This is a genomic window from Schlesneria sphaerica, from assembly GCF_044336245.1.
Classification (GTDB): domain Bacteria; phylum Planctomycetota; class Planctomycetia; order Planctomycetales; family Planctomycetaceae; genus Schlesneria; species Schlesneria sphaerica.
In genome coordinates this window covers 3479408-3498249 of the sequence record NZ_CP172346.1, presented here as the reverse complement: position 1 = coordinate 3498249, position 18842 = coordinate 3479408, and the positions used below count along the sequence as shown (strand labels likewise).

Genomic DNA, 18842 nt, shown 5'->3' with positions numbered 1-18842 from the left:
CATCAGACGTCATCGCCCGATTCCGGTTCTGGCAGTGCGGGCATTCCTAACGCGTCTTCGATTTTTTCCGCGGCTCGCGCCAACCGGGCGAACAGGCGTAGCTGAATCGTCGTCAGTCGTGACTGCATTTGATAAGCGACATCAATCAGTCCACCCAGATCCTGTTCTTCCGGAACATGAGGCAGTGCGTAATCACGCAGGGTGATGTCTGCACGGGCATGATCGAATGGGTAAAGTTGATTTCCCATCTCCTGCTGGATTGTCTCAAGTCGCGATTTGAGAGTCGACAGTTGAGTTTGAAGCAACTTCAGGACACGCGGGCTGAGTTCCCGTGATGCACAGTGCTCCCACAGAGTCATCAGGCGGTGAGTCGTGGTTCGCAGCGATGGCAGTTCACCAATGAGTCGGCTGACGTATTGTGCCTGCGGAAGCAGGTCATCGACTTCATACCATAAGTTTTCACCGTCGCTGATTTTCTCGATAAGATCCGGGACGTGAAGCAGTTGCAGTGCGAATGACAGGCGGTCACCTGCTTCGGTTTCAAAAGCGAGCATTTTTCCGGCGAGTACCATGACGCCATCGCGAGCGCGCTCCAGTTTCGTCTCTACGGCGGGTGCAGATGCGTCTGTCAGGCGATACTGGGCGGGAGGAAACGGAACCTGGGCCTGAAGCAGTATCTGGGCCGCGATCGTGTCAAACAGGACCTCTTCGGCATAACGGTACCGGGGTGAGATGCGCTGATACGTGGGCAGTTCTTCAATCATTCGCTCGCGGGCCCGCTTCAAATGACTGACAATCTCGTCCGGATTCTCGGGGGCGGCTGTCGATTGGGGTGCGATCGGCAGCGGACGCAGGAGGGGAATTTCGGTTTGAAAGTAGCGTCGCAGCGCCTTGCCCGCGTTGATTTCTTCGGTCTGTCGCTGCAGCATTTTCTCCACCGGGTGGATCAGTCGCTGAGAGAATTTGTCATTGAGGGAATCGCGATAGAATTGCTCGGTCACTCCTTTAGAGATCTCCCGAAAGCGATCGAACAGGATCGTTGCGGGAAACTTTTCCCCACTGATCTCACGCGGAAACTGACCTGGAGAACCGTCTCTCTCTGCGGCCAGGATACGATCGCGATCGGAGGGGTGGGTGTCCAGCAGTGATGATTTCTGCTGGGTCATCATCTCACGAATTTTTGACTTCACTCGGGGAGTAATAAATCCCGCGTTGGCGACAGACAGGGCAATGATGTCGTCTGGAAGTCGTCCTTCGTCGTAGAAGGCCGAGATGTCGCGAAGTGACGTCTGTTGTGCGACATCCAGCTCACGCAGCCTGCGCATGGCAGAGGCGAGTGCCTTTGCTCCGACCATTCGGACTTCGCAACGGTCGGCGTTGAATTCCATCTCACGCGACATCAGGCAGCTAATGGCCGTTCCGGCCATCGCAAAGGCGTACAGAATCCAGCGGGAGACCCAGATCATCGCAAGAATCGCCAGCGAACAGATGGCAACCAGCCCCCCCATGGAAGATAGCTGCATCAACCGCTCGTCGACGGCGTCCCGTTCGTACGCAACCGTGAACAGCCAGTGATTTGTGCGGCGGACCATGTTCTCCAGCCACATCGCCGTTTGCTGCGTGAAATGGCCCAATTCATGGGCGAGGATTCCGGTAAACTGCTGTAGGTTCATTCCAGCGACCAGCGGCAGTCCGATGTAGAGAGAAATTCCCCGGCGAATTCCACCACCGGTCCAGCGCCGGCGGATTTCTGCGGCGGCATTCAGGTCACACGTAATGTGAATGGCGGTCGGGCGAGGTGCCCCCAGTGCGTCGCAAAGCCGGTTGATGTATTCAAAGAGAAAGGGCTCCGCTTCTTTCCTCAGGGCGCGAGGTCGCTTGATTGCGGCAGTTCGGGCCAAAAAGGGCTTCAGTAATGCCAGTAGCAGGCCCGTTCCCAATAAGACAACCAGTCCGACCAGGGTTCCCCGTAAGAGAGCGGGCCAACCCGGAAGAATGTGATCGGCGTACCGCACGGTGGCGAATATCAGTCCCGCCAGCAGGATCATCATCGCGAAGTAAAGCAGAGGTAACAGCAGAACCGCTGCAGCAGTGAGCGCCAGGCCCATCACATATTTGTGCGTTACCGGCGGGAGTGGGACTTTTTTCTCGACGGCTTCGAGGATGCGCGCTTTCTGCTTAGACGAGAGGGGCGAAGCTCGAAGTGTCATAGGAGGTCGTCGGTCCAGCCGGGATGAAGTGCTCGAACTTAACTATTTGACAAGACCTGTGAAATTCTGGTGGTGCACTACGATCATTCAGCTTCCGATTATCGGTCGCAGGATTGAGGTTGCTCGTGAGATGGGGGACGGCTGTTGGGCGTTCTCTGCATTCAGAATGCCATCAGAGATGAATGATCACCGATATCAGCCAGATGGCAGAGGCCAGGGTGAGACCGACGGCAAGGGCCGCAAGGATCGGTACCAGGCGGTACCAGCCCGGATTTGCATCCTCTGCTTGCCGGCGACGTAACCGACCTCGTTCTTCAATATAGTTCTCCGGCGTAATCGTGTTGTTGTCCAGGACCGGTATGGGCGTCCCACATTCCTTGCATGCCATAGTACGCCCCTTCCATGCGTCTTTCACACGGTGCTGGGCTCCACAGATATCACATTCCGCCAGGATCGCCATGCGGCGAAATTCCTCTTCCTGTAAGCACAGGATTCTTCAAGTTTTGAAATAACGGACTTAGCAAGCCTGTCATGAACAGCTAGCAGTTGCAGAGTTCTACCTTATACCGGTTTCATTCATCAACCCGGTTAGAATGACGCCCCGAAGTGCGGAATTGAAGAGGAATCATTGTCTGAACCTTACGATTCTGACATTGCTAATCACGGTCAGCTTGTTTTCCGCTTTGATTGCGGTTCAGTCCACTAATGACCCAGCGGACTTATTGACCGTTGGCCAGCGACAAACTGCCGTGCTGCAAGTTGTCGCTGGCCTGGAGTCCGACTGAAAACAGGCCATTGATGATCAGGAAGAAGGGTCAGTCGAGGGACCCCTGATCCCGAATAAAGTTTCGCAGGTAGACTGCGCTTTGCTTGAGAGACGCCTTGCGGGCGTCGAGAGATTCTTCGTAGGCCCGATCTTCTACTTCGACACAGACAGGGCCCCGATAACCGACGTCACCGAGTGTGCCAAAGAACTGGCCCCAGTTGACGTCTCCCAACCCGGGCAGCTTGGGGGTGTGGTACTGGTTTGGATGCGCCAGAATTCCCACTTCATCAAGTTTATGCCGATCGATGCGGACGTCTTTCGCGTGCACATGGACCAGCCGGTCGGCGAATTCACGAATCGGCTTCAGGTAGTCCATCTGCTGCCAGATCATGTGGGACGGATCGTAATTCAGGCCAAAGTTCAGGCTGGGAATGTCATCGAACATCCGTCTCCAGATCGCCGGTGTTGTGGCGAGGTTCTTGCCCCCGGGCCATTCATCCTTTGAGAAGAGCATGGGACAGTTTTCGATCCCAATGCGAACACCGTGATCTTCTGCGAATTTGACCAGTGGTTTCCAAGTGTCGATGAACCGGGGCCAGTTATCGTCGACGGACTTCGTCCAGTCGCGCCCCACGAAGGTGTTGAAGCGGGTTAAGCCGAGCAGCGAGGTCGCTTTAATCACCTTCCGAATGTGCTCGACGTACCGTTCGGCTTCCGCGAGGTCCGGTGCGAGTGGGTTCGGATAGTATCCCAGGCCACTGATCGCGACCCCTGCGTCGCTTATGATCCCCTTCACTTCGTCGGCCTGAGCGGACGAGAAGTCGGTCACATCGACGTGCGTCACCCCGGCGTAGCGCCGCTCGGCTTTGCTGGGGGGCCAGCACATCAGCTCGACGCAGGAAAAACCGTAAGTCCTCGCGAGCCTGGCGACTTCTTTCAGAGAACATTCAGGAAGGATTGCACTGACAAAACCAAGCTGCATTCGTGGGATTCCTGTGAGAACAGACGGGAAGCAAATTCAGGCCGAAACAGGATAGTCACGCCCGGGGAGATTCACCACACAGGCCCTCTCCCCTTGATTGCAGACGACCAGCCAGGCGCTTGTTCACCTCTGCGAAACAGGTTCCTGCCGGGGAGGCCCTCAGCGAGCGAATGCCATCCTCAGAGAGTCGTCATAGATGTGAAAGGGGCACTCTCGTGAGGCTTCGTCGTTCCTGCGAAAAGCTCCCGGGTTACTGGGGGATGCGATTCAGGGTGTAATACGCTTCCTTGTGCAGCAGTGGTTGGCCTGCAGCCGAACGAACTCCACCCGAGATCAGCTCGTGGACGTTTCCTGCTTTCAAACTGTCGACCACCAGCCTGACCGTGAGTTGATCGGGTGAGACCGTGGCACTCACGATTTTCGGATGGGTCTGATCGACTTCGGGACTGCCATATTGGGCCTGGTAGATGTAGCCGTAGGTTTCGAGCTGATAGCTATCGATTGCGGCGGCTGACTTGGGGTCGACGGGTTGAGTGAATTTCAGCTCGAATCCGTCTGGCTTGGCCCGCATTTCCTGAATTTCGAACGGAGTTTTCCCTGTCCAGACAACGCGATCCAGGGAGCCTGGCTTCTGGCCCCGCGAGGCCCAGCCACGATTGGTTCCGCCAACAAACAGTGTACCCGTGTCGGTCAGCAGCATGCCGACGCAGCCTGACCCAAAACCCTCGCGGAATGGGAAACACGCTCCCTGATAATGGCCATCGACCTTTTCGAGAAAACAGCGCATGACTGTGCTGTCGCTCTGGTCTCCGACGAACATCTGCCCCGTGAACGGACCGAATCGTCCCTCGGTTGTGTCGCAGACAATCCCACTGGCGGATTTACCCATTTTGCCGTAGGGGAACAGGACTGCGGCAGGTTCGTACTCGGGAATCGTGCCTGCTTCTGTCATGAAGCGGCTGCCACTTTGCGGGTCTTTCGGGCGAGGTCCCATGGCGGCCTGCACCTCCGGAAGATCGTACCAGCGGTTCCCACCGGGGTGGCCGACAAACTTACCGGGGGAGAGATGCTTGAGCCCACACGTTCCGTTCCACGGTCCCTGGTTGTCGGTATAGAACATCTCTCCTTCTGCGTTCATCCCGATCCCCCCTGGTGACCGAATGCCACTGCAGGTTGGGATCGACTTGCCATCGGGAGTGATCCGGAGGCACCACCCGCGATACTTTGCGTCGCTGCCGAACGAGCCTGTCAGGCAGAGTACGACCCAGATGTTGCCATCGCGGTCGAATCGAGAACCGAAGGCGTATTCATGATAGTCGCCAGAGATCTGCCAGTCGTCGTTAACGGTCTCGAAGAGATCCGCCTGCCCGTCTCCATTGTCATCACGCAGTCGGGTCACCTCACCCCGCTGTGTGGCGTAAAGCCAGCCGTCGCGGTAGGCCAGCCCCAGCACTTCGTGCAGCCCGTGAGCGAAGCGTTTGAACCTGGCGTCGGTCGGGGATTCTGCGAACGGCTTATCCACCAGCCAGATTTCACCCCGACGGGTTGAGACTGCCAGTTCGCCATTGGGGAGCAGTTCGACTCCACCCGCTTCGAGCATGATTTCCTTGGGGACCTCGAACGAGGCCATGCGATAGAAATCGTTCTCGACAGGCTCGGTGTCGGCGCCCCGGACGGCAGTCGAAGCGGGCCAGAAGGCCAGCGCCAGAACAACGTATCGTAAGAACCGCGTCAGGTTTGCTTCGGGTGTCCCCGAGCCGCCGGACGTCCTCGAGTCTGTCTGGTCACTCATAGGGTTCTCGATGTGCGAGGGAACCGATCGGGCGAGAAAATGAAATCTACTTGTTCAGCACTTCATCCAGGTTCATCAGCTCGTTCGCCAGTAACGTCCAGGCGGCCAGCGTTTCGGGCTTGATTGCCGGATCTGGTTTTGATTCCCCGTCTGTGATGAGCTTGTTCGCGTCGTCGGGGTGAGACTCGTAGTACTTTACGAAATCGTCCAGTGAACTCTGGATGATGGGAAGTTCGGCTGACCGGAAGGGGCGAGCAAGCAGTCGCTGGGCCATCGCGTTCAGTCGATGTGTGTCATCGGTTGAGCTGGATTGTTCGTCCGTCAGAACCCTCTGGGCGAGATGTCTGGCTGCCTCGACGAACTGGGTGTCATTCAGGGTCACGAGCGCCTGAAGGGGCGTATTCGTTCGTTCGCGCCGGACGGTGCAGGTTTCACGTGCGGTGGCGTTGAAGATTTCCATCGACGCGGGTGGGGCTGACCTTTTCCAGAATGTGTACATGCTGCGTCGGTAGAGGTTTTCTCCAGAATCACGGCGATAGTCACGCGTGTTACTGCCAATCATTGCCACGGCTTCCCAGACTCCGTCAGGCTGGTAGGGCTTGACGCTGGGGCCGCCGATCTTTTCAACAAGCAACCCGCTTGCAGCGAGTGCGTAATCGCGGATCATTTCGGCATCCATGCGGAAACGAGGTCCACGTGACATCAGGCGGTTTTGTGGATCTTTCTCCAGCTTGTCGGGGGTTGCTTCGGCAGACTGCCGGTAGGTGCTGGACGTCACGATCAAACGGAAGAATCTTTTTACGTCCCACGGTTTGACCTCGGCCGCGGTCTCGAATGGCCAGTTGAGACTGGGACTTCCTTCCCGGAATTCGACCGCCAGCCAGTCGAGGAGCGCCTGGTTGGAAGGAAGTTCACCGGCAATGCCAAAGTCGCCCGAGGTTCTGACGATCCCGGTCCCGAAGACTTCCTGCCAGAAGCGATTGACCGTCACACGAGCGGTGAGGGGGTGAGCCGGTTCCAGCAGCCATTGCGCCAGGCCAAGTCGGTTCCTGGGAGCGGTCGTCGGGAACGGAATTAAAGCGGCAGGAGTCGAAGGCTTAACCGCGTCGCGGCGTTTGTCATAGTCACCTCGAAACAGGACGTAGGCCATGGCCTCTTCGTTCCGTTCGTTCATGACGTGGGCCACGGTGCCCCGCGCTTTGATCGCGTTCTGCTCAGCCTCAAGAGATTCCAGCTTCGCCGTTTGCTCCTGGAATGGGGCGTCACTGGTTCTCAGCCACCACGGGTAAATTTCATTCTTCTCGGCGTCCGTCCGCTGGTCGGCGGGCTTGGCGAGAATTCCAGTAAAGCGAGAGACTTTGGCCATCGACTCGACTTCCGCTGGCGAGAGGGCTCGTTGATAGAGTCGCAGGTCCTGCAGCCCAGTCCCGCTCGCGGGCTGGCCAGAACTTCGTTCACCGATGCGGAACGGGACGCTGGTTCGGATCGATCCCTTCAGGCTGTCGACTTCCGTGTTCGTCACCTGAGCCAGCCCATTGAAGTAAATCTTGACTCCCGCCCCTTTGGACGAGCCGTCATAGGTGATGGTAACGTGAGTCCATTCGTTTCCCGGGAGCTGCGCCTGTGTCAGGACCTTCAGGGCGTCCGTTGGCCAGTTGCTTACCATGTGGGTTCCGATTCGACGACCTTGAACCCACAAGTCCCATCCCTGATGGCCCGGGGGCGGCGCCATGCGTGCCAGAATCGCTCCCGAAGAATCATTCGACTGCACTTTCACCCAGGCGGTGCAGGAGAAGGCCTGGTTCGAATCAAAGTCGCCGGTGTCGGCCAGATCTGCGGCCGCACCTTGTGTTTCCAGCGATTTCGAGGTCAGGCCATCAATCCAGCTCGCCGAATCGTTGAGGTTCACGTCCCGAATTTGTCCATTGATGGCAACCTTGGTGACCTTCCCTGCTCCTTCGTTGAGAGGGGCGTGCATAACCAGGTCCCTGGTCGGGATCGATTGGGCGACTGTCCCCACGTTCGCAGTAGCTAACCAGGTATCGAATTCCGGTCGTGCGTCCCGGCGTCGGGCTTCGACCGCCTCCCGAGCTGAATGAATTTCGGCAGGAAGTGCTTCGAAGCGAGGCCGATCGGCGACGGTGGGGACAACTACGACGGGGGGGGTATCCTTGATGTTGCCGTCCATCGCGTTCTGTGTAGTGTTATTAAAGAACGCGGCCAGTTCGTAGAATTCCTTCTGCGACAGCGGATCAAACTTGTGGTCGTGACAGACGGCACAGCCGGCGGTCATACCCATCCAGACTTGCGCGACGGTATCTGTTCGGTCGCGGCTGTACAGGACGAGGTACTCTTCAGAGATCGCTCCCCCTTCGCTGGTGGTGATGTTGCAGCGATTGAATCCCGATGCGATCTGCTGATCGAGGGATCGACCCGGCAAGAGATCGCCAGCCAGTTGTTCGATCGTGAACTGGTCGAAGGGTTTGTTCTGGTTGAAGGCTGAGATGACGTTGTCCCGGTACGACCACATCTCGCGATAGTTGTCGAAATGGATTCCATGAGAGTCCGCGTAGCGTGAGACATCGAGCCAGTAGCGTCCGCGATGCTCGCCCCATTGCGGTGACTCGAGAAGCGAATCGACGTATTGTTCATAGGCATGAGGACTCGTGTCGGTCACAAATTTCTCGACCGCTTCGGGCTTGGGAGGCAGGCCAATCAGGTCGAGACTCAACCGCCGGGCGAGAGTCCGGCGATCCGCTTCCGGCGCGGGGCTCAAGCCAGAGGCTTCCAGCTTTGCGAGCACCACAGCATCAATGGGATTTCGGACCCAGGCAGTGTCCTTGACAGAAGGGATCGGAGAGCGGACGGGGGCGAGAAATGACCAGTGGGGCTGGTATTCCGCACCTTGCTCAATCCACCGTCGAAGAAGCTGCTTCTGTTCGGGGGAAAGCTGTTTCTTCGTCGCCGGAGGGGGCATGACTTCGTCGGGATCAGCCGATTCGATCCTGTTGATCAATTCGCTTTTCGTGTGATCGCCCGGCGTGATCGCGCTTCGCTCGACAGCCGCATCACGCACATCCAGGCGAAGATCACCTTTGCGAGAAGCACTGTCCGGTCCGTGACATGAGAAACAGTATTCAGTGAGAATCGGCCGAATGTCGCGGTTGAATTCGATCGACGTGTCAGCAGCGAGGACGCTGTTCGAGGCCATGCTGGCAAGAATCACGACGGCCGCACAGGAAGCCGCGTGAAGGATCGTTCGACAGTTCATCAACAGCTCCACAAGCAAAATCGCAGTTTAAGAGTGCTTTCACAACGAAGATCGACTTTGGATGGCCCTCGAACCGTTCGATTCTACACAAAGGGAGACTGGGCAAAAAGTGAGTATACAACCTTGCAGGAACAGGCGCGGGCCTCTGGAAGAGGCACAGAGAATGGACAGGGCAAGAAGGCGATGATGGCGGTCGGCCTGATGAACGGGCCGATACCGTGACGGGCGGCCGCGTTCCGGCAGTTTTCGTCTCGTTCCTGCTAGGATGAAACTCTGTGCCTCTGTGGAGCAGTTATCTTACTTCTGCATTACTTACGATTCGAAGTGGTACTCCTGTTCGGTGAGGGGTTGGTCCAGGATCGAGACCGGGGGGAGTTGTCGGGGCCGGGTTGCCAGTACCCCACAGACGGTCCCCCGCTGACGCCCGGTTCGATAGGCAAGTGCCTCACTGAGGCGATCAGCGCGGAACGTGACATGGGTCTGTTCGATGACGACGTAGCCGACACCGTTCAGTGGCTCCAGTTCATCCTCACTCAGGCATTTCACGTTTGACATCGATTCGAAATAGAACGACCGTTCATGATCCTTGTCGAGGTCGCGACCGGTGACGAGCCATCTTCCCCGTTTCAGTAAGGGATTCAGCGGAAGTGTCGTCGGGTCAAGCGGCTCGTGGTGGACGTCGCGAATCGACACCACCTCGATCCGCCGCAGTTCCGTTCTGTCGGGAAGCTGCTGATAGTTGTAGCGAGGGTAAAGGAACGAATAGGCGCGACCAGGCTTCAACAATCCAGGCTGCATGGGGATTCTCCATCTTGAAGATCCGGCGCGATCACGGGCATGACCTTCCAGGTCACGGCGCGCCACCCGTGAAAGAGTTCACGGTCCAATCCGAGGGTTGTATTGAATCGCTCGTCTCAACCCTTGTCGAGCCACAAACTGTAGTGTACTAAATATGTGGTAGCACCAATTTGATGCGAACGCGGTTTTTATTGGCGCTGGAGTGTGGCACATCGCCACGTTTTTGCCGGTGCCATTCGTGGCCGAAAACGCGTTCAGACTGGTGCGGAGTGACCTGAAAGGCCGTCTGAGAGCGTGCTGCGGATGACCGCGAACTGCCGTGAATATGACGATCGCGGAGGCTCTCTCAAGATCATTTCGGCTCACGCAGGAGCGACGCACTCAGTTACCCAAGGCAGAGCATCGGCGTGTCAGAATTTTTTCTTAATCTCTCTGCCCCTTCCGGGTGTCCGCGTTGCTGAGCAGGAAGCGACGTCACAGAGGGGGGGAGTTCGATCGCGTGGCTCGACCATGTCCCGTGGCAAACCTATACTTGCAAAAACGACTGTGCACTCGATCTCTTCAACTTTGTCTGAGCTTTCATGAACATCCTGCCCTACCCTCACCCCGCGCTGCGATGGAAATCCAAGCAGATCCAGGAAATCAACGACGATCTGCGTCGCGTCGTGGCCGAAATGTTCACTTTGATGTACGCCGCGAAAGGGATTGGACTGGCGGCAAATCAGGTTGGGCTCCCCTACCGGTTATTTGTCCTCAATTTGTCCGGCGATGCAGAAGACAAGGAAGAAGAACTGGTCTTTATCAATCCTGAGATTCTGAAACGCAAAGGGTCGACCGAGGGCGAGGAAGGGTGTCTCAGCTTTCCCGGCATGTACGGGCAGGTCAAACGAGCAGCAAAAATTGAAGTCGAAGCCTTTGATCTGAATGGCCAGTGTTTTGGCTATTCTCTGGATGATCTCGCCGCGCGAGCCGTTCAGCACGAGACCGATCATCTTGACGGTGTCTTGTTCATCGATCGGATGACGGAGACGGCCGCCCGCGATTTGCAGCCTGTCGTCGCCGACTTCGAAACCCAGTTTCGCCGCTGGCAGTCCGATGGGCGTTATCCGTCCGATGAAGTTCTGAAACGCGAACTACTTGCAATGGAATCACGGCCCCCCCTGGTGGCAAAGTCGTAATGAAAAGGTCGTAGCAGAGCAGCGGGGTAAACGTGTCGATTCGCATTCTCTTTCTCGGGACCGGGCCGCTGGCGCTCCCGACTTTTCAGGCGTTGTGTGACTGGCAAGAGCACCACGTCGTCGGATTGGTGACCCAACCCGATCGGACAGGGCGCGGTCATCATCAGCACGTCAACCCGTTGAAACAACTGGCCACCGAGCGAGGTTTGGTCGTCCTGCAGCCGAGTTCGATCAAAACTCCGGAAAGTGTCGATGCCCTGAAGGAGACCGAAGCAGATCTGTTCGTCGTCGCGGCGTATGGCCAGATGCTGTCTGATGCCGTGCTGGCAATTCCGCGACTGGGTACCATCAATCTCCACGCCTCGCTGCTGCCGAAGTATCGAGGGGCAACTCCTATTCATGCGGCGGTCCTGAACGGTGATCGTGAAGCGGGCGTTACGATCATGGAGATCGTCAAGAAGCTCGATGCCGGACCGATGCTGGGGGTTGCGAAAACCGAGATCGGGACGAAGGAAACAACGTCGCAGCTCGAGCAACGGTTGGCCGAGCTGGCGGTGCCTCTCGCGCTGCAGGTCATCAATCAGATCGCATTGGGGCAGGAAACGAGGGTGCCTCAGGACGAATCGCAGATGACTCACGTCCGCAAGCTGTCCAAGAGTGACGGTCTGATCCCGTGGGAGAAATCTGCGGTCGAGGTGGAGCGTCACGTGCGAGGAATGCAGTCGTGGCCCGGCCCCTTCAGCTACCTGCATCAGCCCGGCAAGCCTCCCTTGCGCCTGCAGATTCTGGCTGTGGATCCCGTGGAAAATGCCGCTGGGGCCTTGGCAGTCGTTCCCGGCGCGGTGATCGCGTTGGACTCCAGTTCGATCACAGTCCAGTGCGGAACAGACGCTGTTCGGCTGCAGAACGTGCAACCCGATGGTAAACGGCCCATGCCTGTTTCTGACTTTTTGCGGGGGCGGAAAGTGGAATCCGGTGACCGGTTCGGAGCGGAAGCTCGAATGGAATGACCTGACCGACAGGCCTTTCAGGACGAACGGGTAAGCAACTGCTGTAAGAGCGTTCGAGGAACTCCAATATCAATCACCTGGACCTGGCCCACCCAGTTGGCGGCGCCTGATCGACTGAATCCGATTTTCGGGGCAACGAACGTGGCGGTGTGATCGGCTCGGACGCAGACCCCCAATGGTTCGCCCGTGTCGCAATCAAGGCCTGAAGGGAGGTCCACGGCGTAGACTCGGCAGTTGGAGCGGTTTATTGCATTGATGCAGCTCACGAACGGTTCGCGGATCGTTCCCGCTGTTCCGGTTCCCAGCAGGGCATCGATGATCCAGTCACTTCCGGCCAGTTCCTGATCCCAATCGAGGGGGGGCGACTTGATCGGGGTCCCCGCGACCTGAAGGACCTTCAGATTGACTGCGGCATCCCCTGTGGCCGTTGACGCAGGTGCACATAAGAGGACCTTCACCGCGAACCCACGGTTCTCGAGGTGGCGGGCGATCACAAACCCATCGCCGCCGTTGTTTCCCTTACCGCAACAGATCGTGATCCGGCCAGAAATCCCGAGGTTTATCAGGTGTTCTGCCGCGTTCCGGCCCGCGTTCTCCATCAGCACCAGTCCAGGGAGGCCGTATTCTTCGATCGCAATCCGATCGACTTCGCGAACCTGATTTCGCGTCAAGGGAGGCATCAGCGCGGTTTGCGGGGATGAGGCTGTCATGGGGTTTCTTTCGGCCGTCAGAAGCAGTTCGTTATTACAGGTTCTTCGGGGAACCGCACCGGGCGATGTAGGTGAGGGCTAATTGGTTCCTGAATTCGGCGAACAGTGTGCACGCCTACCATCGGTCATTATCTCAGCCCTTTCGATGTAACATTCTGATGTCACATATTCTTAGATCGATAGTATGGCTTATCGCGAGTGTTGCTTGAGGAATCCAGCTATTAAAAAGTCTTTCACGCGGGTTTGGCGACAAAAAACATTTTCACTTTCGGGCCGGTTTCTTTATTATAAACGAACGTTTCTGCGACCTGCGAGCGCGGTCAGGGATCCGAGACCCGTTGCGAACATACCTGCAAACGTCTTTGGGGACTGGTATTTATGTCGGTTCATCAGCACACACCCGACCACGCTTTTGCCTCCATGCGACCCCGGGAGCTGGAAGGTGTGACCGTACTTGGTCGCCGCAGTATGTTGAAAGCCAGTCTCGCCGGGCTGTCAGGGCTTTCGTTGCCCGGACTGCTGCAAGCGAAAGAACAGGCGGTGACGGGTGGTAAATCATCTCCCCGCCAGAAAAGTGTGATTCTCGTCTGGATGACGGGGGGCCCAAGTCACATCGATACGTGGGATATGAAGCCTGCCGCACCGATCGAAGTGCGGGGACCCTTCTCCCCCATTTCCACCGCGTTGCCGGGAGTGCAGATTTGTGAGTATCTCCCGTTGCAGGCGGCGATGCTCAACAAGATGACACTGATTCGTTCGGTCGACTGCCGGTTCTCCAATCACGAACCGAATATGGTCATGCAGACCGCGAATCTCGACGCGGAACCGCGAATCAATCGTGAGGCAGAAAAGTTTCCTGCGCTCGCCTCGATTATCGCCCGCGAGCGGTTGGAGAGTAATCCTGACCTGCCCCCCTACGTCGTGCTCAATATGAAATCTCGTTCCCATGTTGCCTGGGGCGGATATCTGGGGCACGCGTATGACCCCTTCCAGGGAAAGGATGTCGGAAGCCTGTTTTCCCTGCCGCGCGGGTTGACGACAGAGCGGCTGCATTCCCGTTCTCAATTGACCTCCGACCTTGATCGGCTGCGCCGGGATCTCGATCTTTCGGGCTCGATGGAAGCGACCAACCGCTTCACTCAGCAGGCGGTCAGTATGGTGACCGGCGCGAGTGCTCGCGATGCCTTCGACATCAGCAAAGAACCGGAGTCCGTGCGGTTGAAGTACGGCGACCACGAATGGTGTCAGCAGGCGATGCTGGCAAGACGTCTCGTGGAATCGGGTGTCAGTTTTGTGACCATTGATCTCAGCAATCATGGCGCTTCCGGGACGTGGGATACTCACGGAGATAACATTCCTCCCTATGGGGGAATCTGGAATGGCTTGCGTCCTCTGCTGCCGGTCTTTGACCGGTTGATCACCACACTGGTTAGCGATCTTGAGGAACGGGGACTGCTGGATGATGTCCTGGTGCTTGCCATGGGTGAATTCGGACGAACACCCAAAATCGGGACGCAGGGAAGTTCGGACGGACGAGATCACTGGCCGATCGTGTCGTCGATCACGGTTGCGGGAGGTGGATTCCGCCACGGCCAAGTAATTGGAGCCACCGAGCGTGACGCAGGTCAAATTCTGGAACGTCCGGTCACCCCCGGCGATCTGGCCGCAACAATCTTCCATCACATGGGAGTTCCGCTCGATATCTCGTATCTCGATAATCGCGGCCGTCCTCGCTTCGTGATTGATCAGGGAAAGCCGATCGCCGAACTCTGTGGGTAAGTTCCACTGCTTGCCTTCTTGTGGTTCTCGTGTGGTCAAAGCCTCCGGAGAACGAGCGCCATTCCTGCAGTCACGTCTTCCCGCTGCTAACATCCCTGAGGCCGAGTCGGGAGCCTGGTTGTTGGGGTTTCTGGCGGCATGCCAGTGTGTGATCGTTTGCCGTTTATTGAGCGGAATCCGTCGATCCAGTGGCTTCCCTCTTGGTTCGTTCGCCCAGAATGAGTGTGATCTCCATCTCGCCCTGAAGAATGCCTGATGACGGATGGGGCAGAACGCCGTTGCTGGTTCGCCTCAATTACTAATCAGTCTTCTTGCGTCCGCTTGCGAGTGGACGCGAATTCTGAGATAGCTCTGCAGCGCCGACCGAGTTCCCGATATTTTGAAAGTCGAAAATGGTCTTGCCGAATCGTTATCTCGAGATGGAAGTTGCGGGGACGCCGCGTGAAATGGGGCGTCAGCTCGGCGAAGCAGCAGGAGAACTAATTCGGGGGTTCAGCGCGATTGCGATGGATCGCGTCAATTTGACCCTCGCAATTTCGCGTGAAGCAGCACTGGGTGTAGCGCGCGAATCGATTCCTTTCGTCGAGCGTTACTCGGTCGACATGCTGGAAGAAATGAAAGGGGTCGCAGAAGCCGCCCGGATCTCGCTGGACGAGCTGATGTTGTTGCAGGTCCGCAACCAATTACAGGCGTCCGACTCGGGGTGTACCTCCCTTTCACTGGGGCGCCCGTTTTGTGAGCAGCGGATCCTGGCCCAAAACTGGGATGCGGATCCAGCGCTGGATGAGTTCACGATCGTCCTGACTCGCCGGCCAGTGGGAAAGCCTGCATTCATGAGTGTTACTCAGGCGGGATTGATCGCGTACATCGGGTTCAACTCGGCCGGTGTCGGACTGTGTGCCAATACACTGCCAGCACCCAGTCGCAGGCTGGGCGTTCCGCATTACTTTCTCATCCGCGGGGTCTATGAATCGACCAGTCTGGAGGAAGCGGTTAATGCCGTATCACGGGCTGAGCGAGCGATTCCTGCGAACATGATGCTGACGACCCCACAGGGCCCGGCTGATCTGGAAGTGACTCTGGAATCGGTACAAGTCCTTGATGGTGGTGCGTCAGGCCTGGTGACCCATACGAATCACTGTCGACATCCCGATCTGATCCGGATCAATGACTCGTTTCCCGAACTGATTCAGTCTCATGCTCGCCAGACGCGAATCGACGCACTTCTAAACTTCGGGAACAGGAATGCCGAGCCGGGGTCTCAGGATGCGACGGTGAGCCGGCTGATGACCGCGCTCAGCGACCACGAGGGGCATCCGAGATCGATCTGCCGGCATACGAACGATGATTTACCGCATGGTTTCTGGCAGACGGTGTTCTCTGTCATCATCGAACCTGACAAGCAGCAAATGCAGATCACGCGAGGCACCCCCTGCGATCACCCGTACGAACGCTACATTCTGGCTTGATGTTTCGTTGATCGAGGGAGTACGGCACAACATCAATGCGTTCCTTAATTCTGACTGACTTGAGGGGCAGAGGTGCATTTCCCGGGAACTTCTTGTGGGCAGGAGCCCTTACTTTTATGGCTTTCTTTTCGATCGTCGCGGTGACGGTCGAATGGTAAAAAGTGTTCGTCGGGGACTGTCGATTCTCTCTTGATCTTTTGTGAGTCTTCCTTCATTCTTCCGAAACGGCGAGTTCAGGCATTTTTCGAGCTCGGTTCGGGGCCGTTGAATCGACTTGTGTTGTGGAAAGCCGTGAAAAAACGTCATGAGGAAGACGTGTTTCACCTCGTGTTATTAGGCCGTTCAAGGATTCGTCATGCCTCCTCAAGCGATTTACAGCTTAGATAATCTGGATTTCGATAAGCCTGTCTTCACACTGGAAGACATTCGCAAAGTCAATCCGCAGCGGTTTGAGATGGAGCAGTTGACGGCAATCCTGTCAGTCGACCGCGAAGGGAACGGTCTGATCGGCTATAAGGATATTACGCCCAATGAATTTTGGGTGCGGGGCCACATGCCCGACTTCCCCTTGATGCCTGGGGTCGTCCTGTGTGAGTGTGCCGCACAGTTGGCCGGATTCTACGCCCGGAAGTACGAACTCCTCGCGGGAGACTTCCTGGGTTTCGGCGGTATGGAAGAAGTCCGCTTCCGCTCTCCTGTCTTCGTGGGCGATCGCCTGCTGATCATGGTGAAGATGACGAAGCTGCGACCAGGCCGCCGCGCTGAATTCGCGTTCCAGGGTTTCGTGGAAGAGAAAATGGTCTTCAGCGGTGTCATGATCGGCGTCCCCATTCATCGCGATAAACCGCAGACCGGCGACGAATAGATCGGACAACACCCCCCTTCAGGGTGGGTGACTGTCTGCTCGCTGCCTCACGCTGCGGCCGAACCGCCTGCTTTGGCACGTCTCTTGTAACTCGTTTTGAAGGAATGAGTTGCAAAAGGTGGGTGGTGGGACGCGCTACCCCTTGCGCTGGCAAGGGCGTTCTGTCGATCGTCTGAGGGGGGCTCGCCGGGCTGTTGGCTCCTTGGGGAACATGCCAATCGAATTCTGGTGACGATGTCGCATCGCCGGAAATTCGCTATCATCGTGGCCCTCGTTTGAGCTGCCGAGTTGTCCCTCTTGAGCGGATGCCGGCAGAGTTCCCTACTTGCGCGATCGTTCACGGCGTTGCCCAAACGGGCAGCGAACACAATGCCTCAGCCCGTCGTTGATTTGCACCCCTACTTTGCTCCTCTGGCCGAATTCGAAGGTCTGGTCGATTGGCCAACGATGTTCGGTAACGACCATCCCGTGGAACTCGACATCGGATGTGGTCGGGGGAAGTTTTTGCTCGATTCGAGCCTTGAACACCCGGAGACCAACTGGCTGGGGATTGAGCTCGACTTTGTCGAAGGGCGTCGGGCGGCCAAACGGCTGGCCAAGCGGGAACTCCCCAACGCGCGAGTGATTGGCGGCGATGCAAAACAGTTTCTGATCAATCAGGTTCGTCCGCATTCGGTCGATGCGGCTCATGTTTATTTCCCGGATCCCTGGTGGAAGCGAAAGCACACCAAGCGTCGACTCTTTACTGATGAGTTTGCTGACCTGCTGTCGCGTGTCGTCAAGCCCGGTGGTTTCGTCCATTCCTGGACAGACGTCGGCGACTACTTCAAGGTCATCTCCGGGTTGATGAACCATCACGAGGATTTCGTGATCGATGTGCCGCCTCCCGAACCGGTGGGTGGCGATGAGATGAATTTCCTGACGAATTTCCACCGCCGGGGACGGAAATTGGGCTGCGAAATTCACCGAGGTCTCTGGAAACGCAAACCCCTGTAATCGTATTACCTGGGCGACGCTGCAACGTAGATCATCGACAGTCCGTGCTCAGCAGTTTCGCGGGTGAACCTGCTTCTGCAGGCACAGCCGTCTCCTGACTCCCGTTCAGCGAACGGCATCCGTCGCCAGTTGCGCTTCATGAAGATCGATGAGTTTGAAGAACAGCTCTTCCAGGTCCTGTTGCTGGTGCCGTTCGCGCAGTTCCTCGACCGTCCCCAGTGCCAGAATCTTGCCGCGGTAAATGATGGCGATCCGATGGCAGAGCTTTTCGACCTCACTCATGATGTGGGTCGAGTAGATGATGCACTTGCCCTGATCACGCAGGGATTTGACTTCGTCCAGCACGTTGCGGGCGACCAGGACGTCCAGTCCCGAAGTTGGTTCGTCAAAGATGAGAACCGGGGGATCATGCACGAGCGCGCGGGCGATCGACACCTTTTGTTTCATACCGGTCGACATCTTCGAGCCCAGCACGTCACGAATCGGGTTCATCTTCAGGCGGTCGAAAAGTTTTGCGATCCGTTCCTGCAGTGACCGTTCAGGGATCCCGTACAGACGACCGAAGTACTGGACCATTTCCCAGGCGGTCATGCGGTCATAGATACCTGTGTTGTTCGAGAGAAATCCGATCCGGGCACGAACCTCTTCGGGTGACTGAGCGACATCGTAGCCTGCCACGCGGGCTCGCCCGCGGGTGGGCTTCAGCACCGTGCTCAGGATTCGCAGACACGTGGTTTTACCAGCCCCATTGGGACCGAGCAGTCCAAAAATTTCACCCGGCTGGACGGTGAAAGTGACATCCTCCAGCGCAGTAAAAAGTCCTGCACGCAGGTCTCCGAACTGCTTGGTGAGTCCCTCAACGTTGATCATCTCATCCACTTTGAGAATGCTCCCGACCAATGCTCGATTCAATTCGCTGCCTGAGGAAATCTGCTTCCGATTTTGCCTGGCAACGGAAAATTCGCAGTCCGTAGGAAACCTGAGTATCGATCAGGCCGAGATTGTGTCAACAGGGG

The 18842-nt window shown here is 57.1% G+C and carries 14 protein-coding genes; 6 read left to right on the top strand and 8 right to left on the bottom strand.

Going from position 1 to position 18842, the window contains the following annotated elements; genetic code table 11:
* Positions 1-2 precede the first annotated feature (2 nt).
* From ACGY09_RS12710 to ACGY09_RS12685, 6 genes are all read right to left on the bottom strand, one after another.
* Positions 3-2210: a M48 family metallopeptidase gene (locus ACGY09_RS12710; RefSeq protein ID WP_397571792.1), complete on the bottom strand. Its 2208-nt coding sequence runs from the start codon at positions 2208-2210 to the stop codon at positions 3-5.
* Positions 2211-2382: 172 nt separating this feature from the next.
* Entirely contained in the window at positions 2383-2670 is a 288-nt protein-coding gene (locus ACGY09_RS12705; protein WP_397571791.1) for a hypothetical protein, read from the bottom strand.
* A gap of 355 nt (positions 2671-3025) precedes the next feature.
* Positions 3026-3958, bottom strand: coding sequence for a sugar phosphate isomerase/epimerase family protein (locus ACGY09_RS12700; RefSeq protein WP_373649876.1), 933 nt, complete (start codon positions 3956-3958; stop codon positions 3026-3028).
* Positions 3959-4208: 250 nt separating this feature from the next.
* The gene (locus ACGY09_RS12695) at positions 4209-5750 is read right to left on the bottom strand and encodes a hypothetical protein (protein WP_397571790.1); all 1542 of its coding nucleotides are present in this window, start codon (positions 5748-5750) and stop codon (positions 4209-4211) included.
* A gap of 46 nt (positions 5751-5796) precedes the next feature.
* Positions 5797-9021 (bottom strand): DUF1553 domain-containing protein, encoded by a 3225-nt coding sequence (locus tag ACGY09_RS12690; protein ID WP_397571789.1) that lies wholly within the window; start codon positions 9019-9021, stop codon positions 5797-5799.
* A gap of 312 nt (positions 9022-9333) precedes the next feature.
* The gene (locus ACGY09_RS12685) at positions 9334-9819 is read right to left on the bottom strand and encodes a hypothetical protein (RefSeq protein WP_397571788.1); all 486 of its coding nucleotides are present in this window, start codon (positions 9817-9819) and stop codon (positions 9334-9336) included.
* Positions 9820-10400: 581 nt separating this feature from the next.
* Between ACGY09_RS12685 and def the strand changes: the two genes are divergently transcribed.
* Both def and fmt read left to right on the top strand, forming a co-directional pair.
* A complete protein-coding gene (def, locus tag ACGY09_RS12680; RefSeq protein WP_397571787.1) occupies positions 10401-10997 on the top strand; it encodes a peptide deformylase in 597 nt (198 codons plus the stop codon).
* Between the two features lie 32 nt (positions 10998-11029).
* A complete protein-coding gene (fmt, locus tag ACGY09_RS12675) occupies positions 11030-12007 on the top strand; it encodes a methionyl-tRNA formyltransferase (protein ID WP_397571786.1) in 978 nt (325 codons plus the stop codon).
* 17 nt (positions 12008-12024) lie between these two features.
* On the opposite strand, the gene ACGY09_RS12670 is transcribed toward fmt, so the two are convergent.
* Positions 12025-12717, bottom strand: coding sequence for an NAD(P)H-hydrate epimerase (locus ACGY09_RS12670; protein ID WP_397571785.1), 693 nt, complete (start codon positions 12715-12717; stop codon positions 12025-12027).
* 378 nt (positions 12718-13095) lie between these two features.
* Between ACGY09_RS12670 and ACGY09_RS12665 the strand changes: the two genes are divergently transcribed.
* From ACGY09_RS12665 to trmB, 4 genes are all read left to right on the top strand, one after another.
* The gene (locus ACGY09_RS12665; protein ID WP_397571784.1) at positions 13096-14496 is read left to right on the top strand and encodes a DUF1501 domain-containing protein; all 1401 of its coding nucleotides are present in this window, start codon (positions 13096-13098) and stop codon (positions 14494-14496) included.
* 392 nt (positions 14497-14888) lie between these two features.
* Entirely contained in the window at positions 14889-15965 is a 1077-nt protein-coding gene (locus ACGY09_RS12660) for a C45 family autoproteolytic acyltransferase/hydolase (protein WP_397571783.1), read from the top strand.
* A 355-nt stretch (positions 15966-16320) separates the two neighbouring features.
* Entirely contained in the window at positions 16321-16830 is a 510-nt protein-coding gene (locus ACGY09_RS12655) for a 3-hydroxyacyl-ACP dehydratase FabZ family protein (RefSeq protein ID WP_397571782.1), read from the top strand.
* A gap of 369 nt (positions 16831-17199) precedes the next feature.
* A complete protein-coding gene (trmB, locus tag ACGY09_RS12650; RefSeq protein WP_373649886.1) occupies positions 17200-17826 on the top strand; it encodes a tRNA (guanosine(46)-N7)-methyltransferase TrmB in 627 nt (208 codons plus the stop codon).
* A gap of 105 nt (positions 17827-17931) precedes the next feature.
* On the opposite strand, the gene ACGY09_RS12645 is transcribed toward trmB, so the two are convergent.
* Positions 17932-18696 carry an ABC transporter ATP-binding protein gene (locus tag ACGY09_RS12645; RefSeq protein WP_397571781.1) on the bottom strand — a complete coding sequence of 255 codons (765 nt, stop codon included), beginning with the start codon at positions 18694-18696 and terminating at the stop codon, positions 17932-17934.
* Positions 18697-18842: the final 146 nt, after the last annotated feature.

Excerpts from the sequence above, each read along its gene's own strand:
- ACGY09_RS12655 (WP_397571782.1), top strand. The coding sequence starts at position 16,321 with ATGCCTCCTCAAGCGATTTACAGCTTAGATAATCTGGATTTCGATAAG.
- ACGY09_RS12700 (WP_373649876.1), bottom strand. The coding sequence starts at position 3,958 with ATGCAGCTTGGTTTTGTCAGTGCAATCCTTCCTGAATGTTCTCTGAAA.
- ACGY09_RS12705 (WP_397571791.1), bottom strand. The coding sequence starts at position 2,670 with ATGGCGATCCTGGCGGAATGTGATATCTGTGGAGCCCAGCACCGTGTG.
- ACGY09_RS12695 (WP_397571790.1), bottom strand. The coding sequence starts at position 5,750 with ATGAGTGACCAGACAGACTCGAGGACGTCCGGCGGCTCGGGGACACCC.
- ACGY09_RS12665 (WP_397571784.1), top strand. The coding sequence starts at position 13,096 with ATGTCGGTTCATCAGCACACACCCGACCACGCTTTTGCCTCCATGCGA.
- ACGY09_RS12645 (WP_397571781.1), bottom strand. The coding sequence starts at position 18,696 with ATGATCAACGTTGAGGGACTCACCAAGCAGTTCGGAGACCTGCGTGCA.
- ACGY09_RS12690 (WP_397571789.1), bottom strand. The coding sequence starts at position 9,021 with ATGAACTGTCGAACGATCCTTCACGCGGCTTCCTGTGCGGCCGTCGTG.
- ACGY09_RS12685 (WP_397571788.1), bottom strand. The coding sequence starts at position 9,819 with ATGCAGCCTGGATTGTTGAAGCCTGGTCGCGCCTATTCGTTCCTTTAC.
- trmB (WP_373649886.1), top strand. The coding sequence starts at position 17,200 with ATGCCTCAGCCCGTCGTTGATTTGCACCCCTACTTTGCTCCTCTGGCC.
- ACGY09_RS12710 (WP_397571792.1), bottom strand. The coding sequence starts at position 2,210 with ATGACACTTCGAGCTTCGCCCCTCTCGTCTAAGCAGAAAGCGCGCATC.
- ACGY09_RS12670 (WP_397571785.1), bottom strand. The coding sequence starts at position 12,717 with ATGACAGCCTCATCCCCGCAAACCGCGCTGATGCCTCCCTTGACGCGA.
- def (WP_397571787.1), top strand. The coding sequence starts at position 10,401 with ATGAACATCCTGCCCTACCCTCACCCCGCGCTGCGATGGAAATCCAAG.
- ACGY09_RS12660 (WP_397571783.1), top strand. The coding sequence starts at position 14,889 with ATGGTCTTGCCGAATCGTTATCTCGAGATGGAAGTTGCGGGGACGCCG.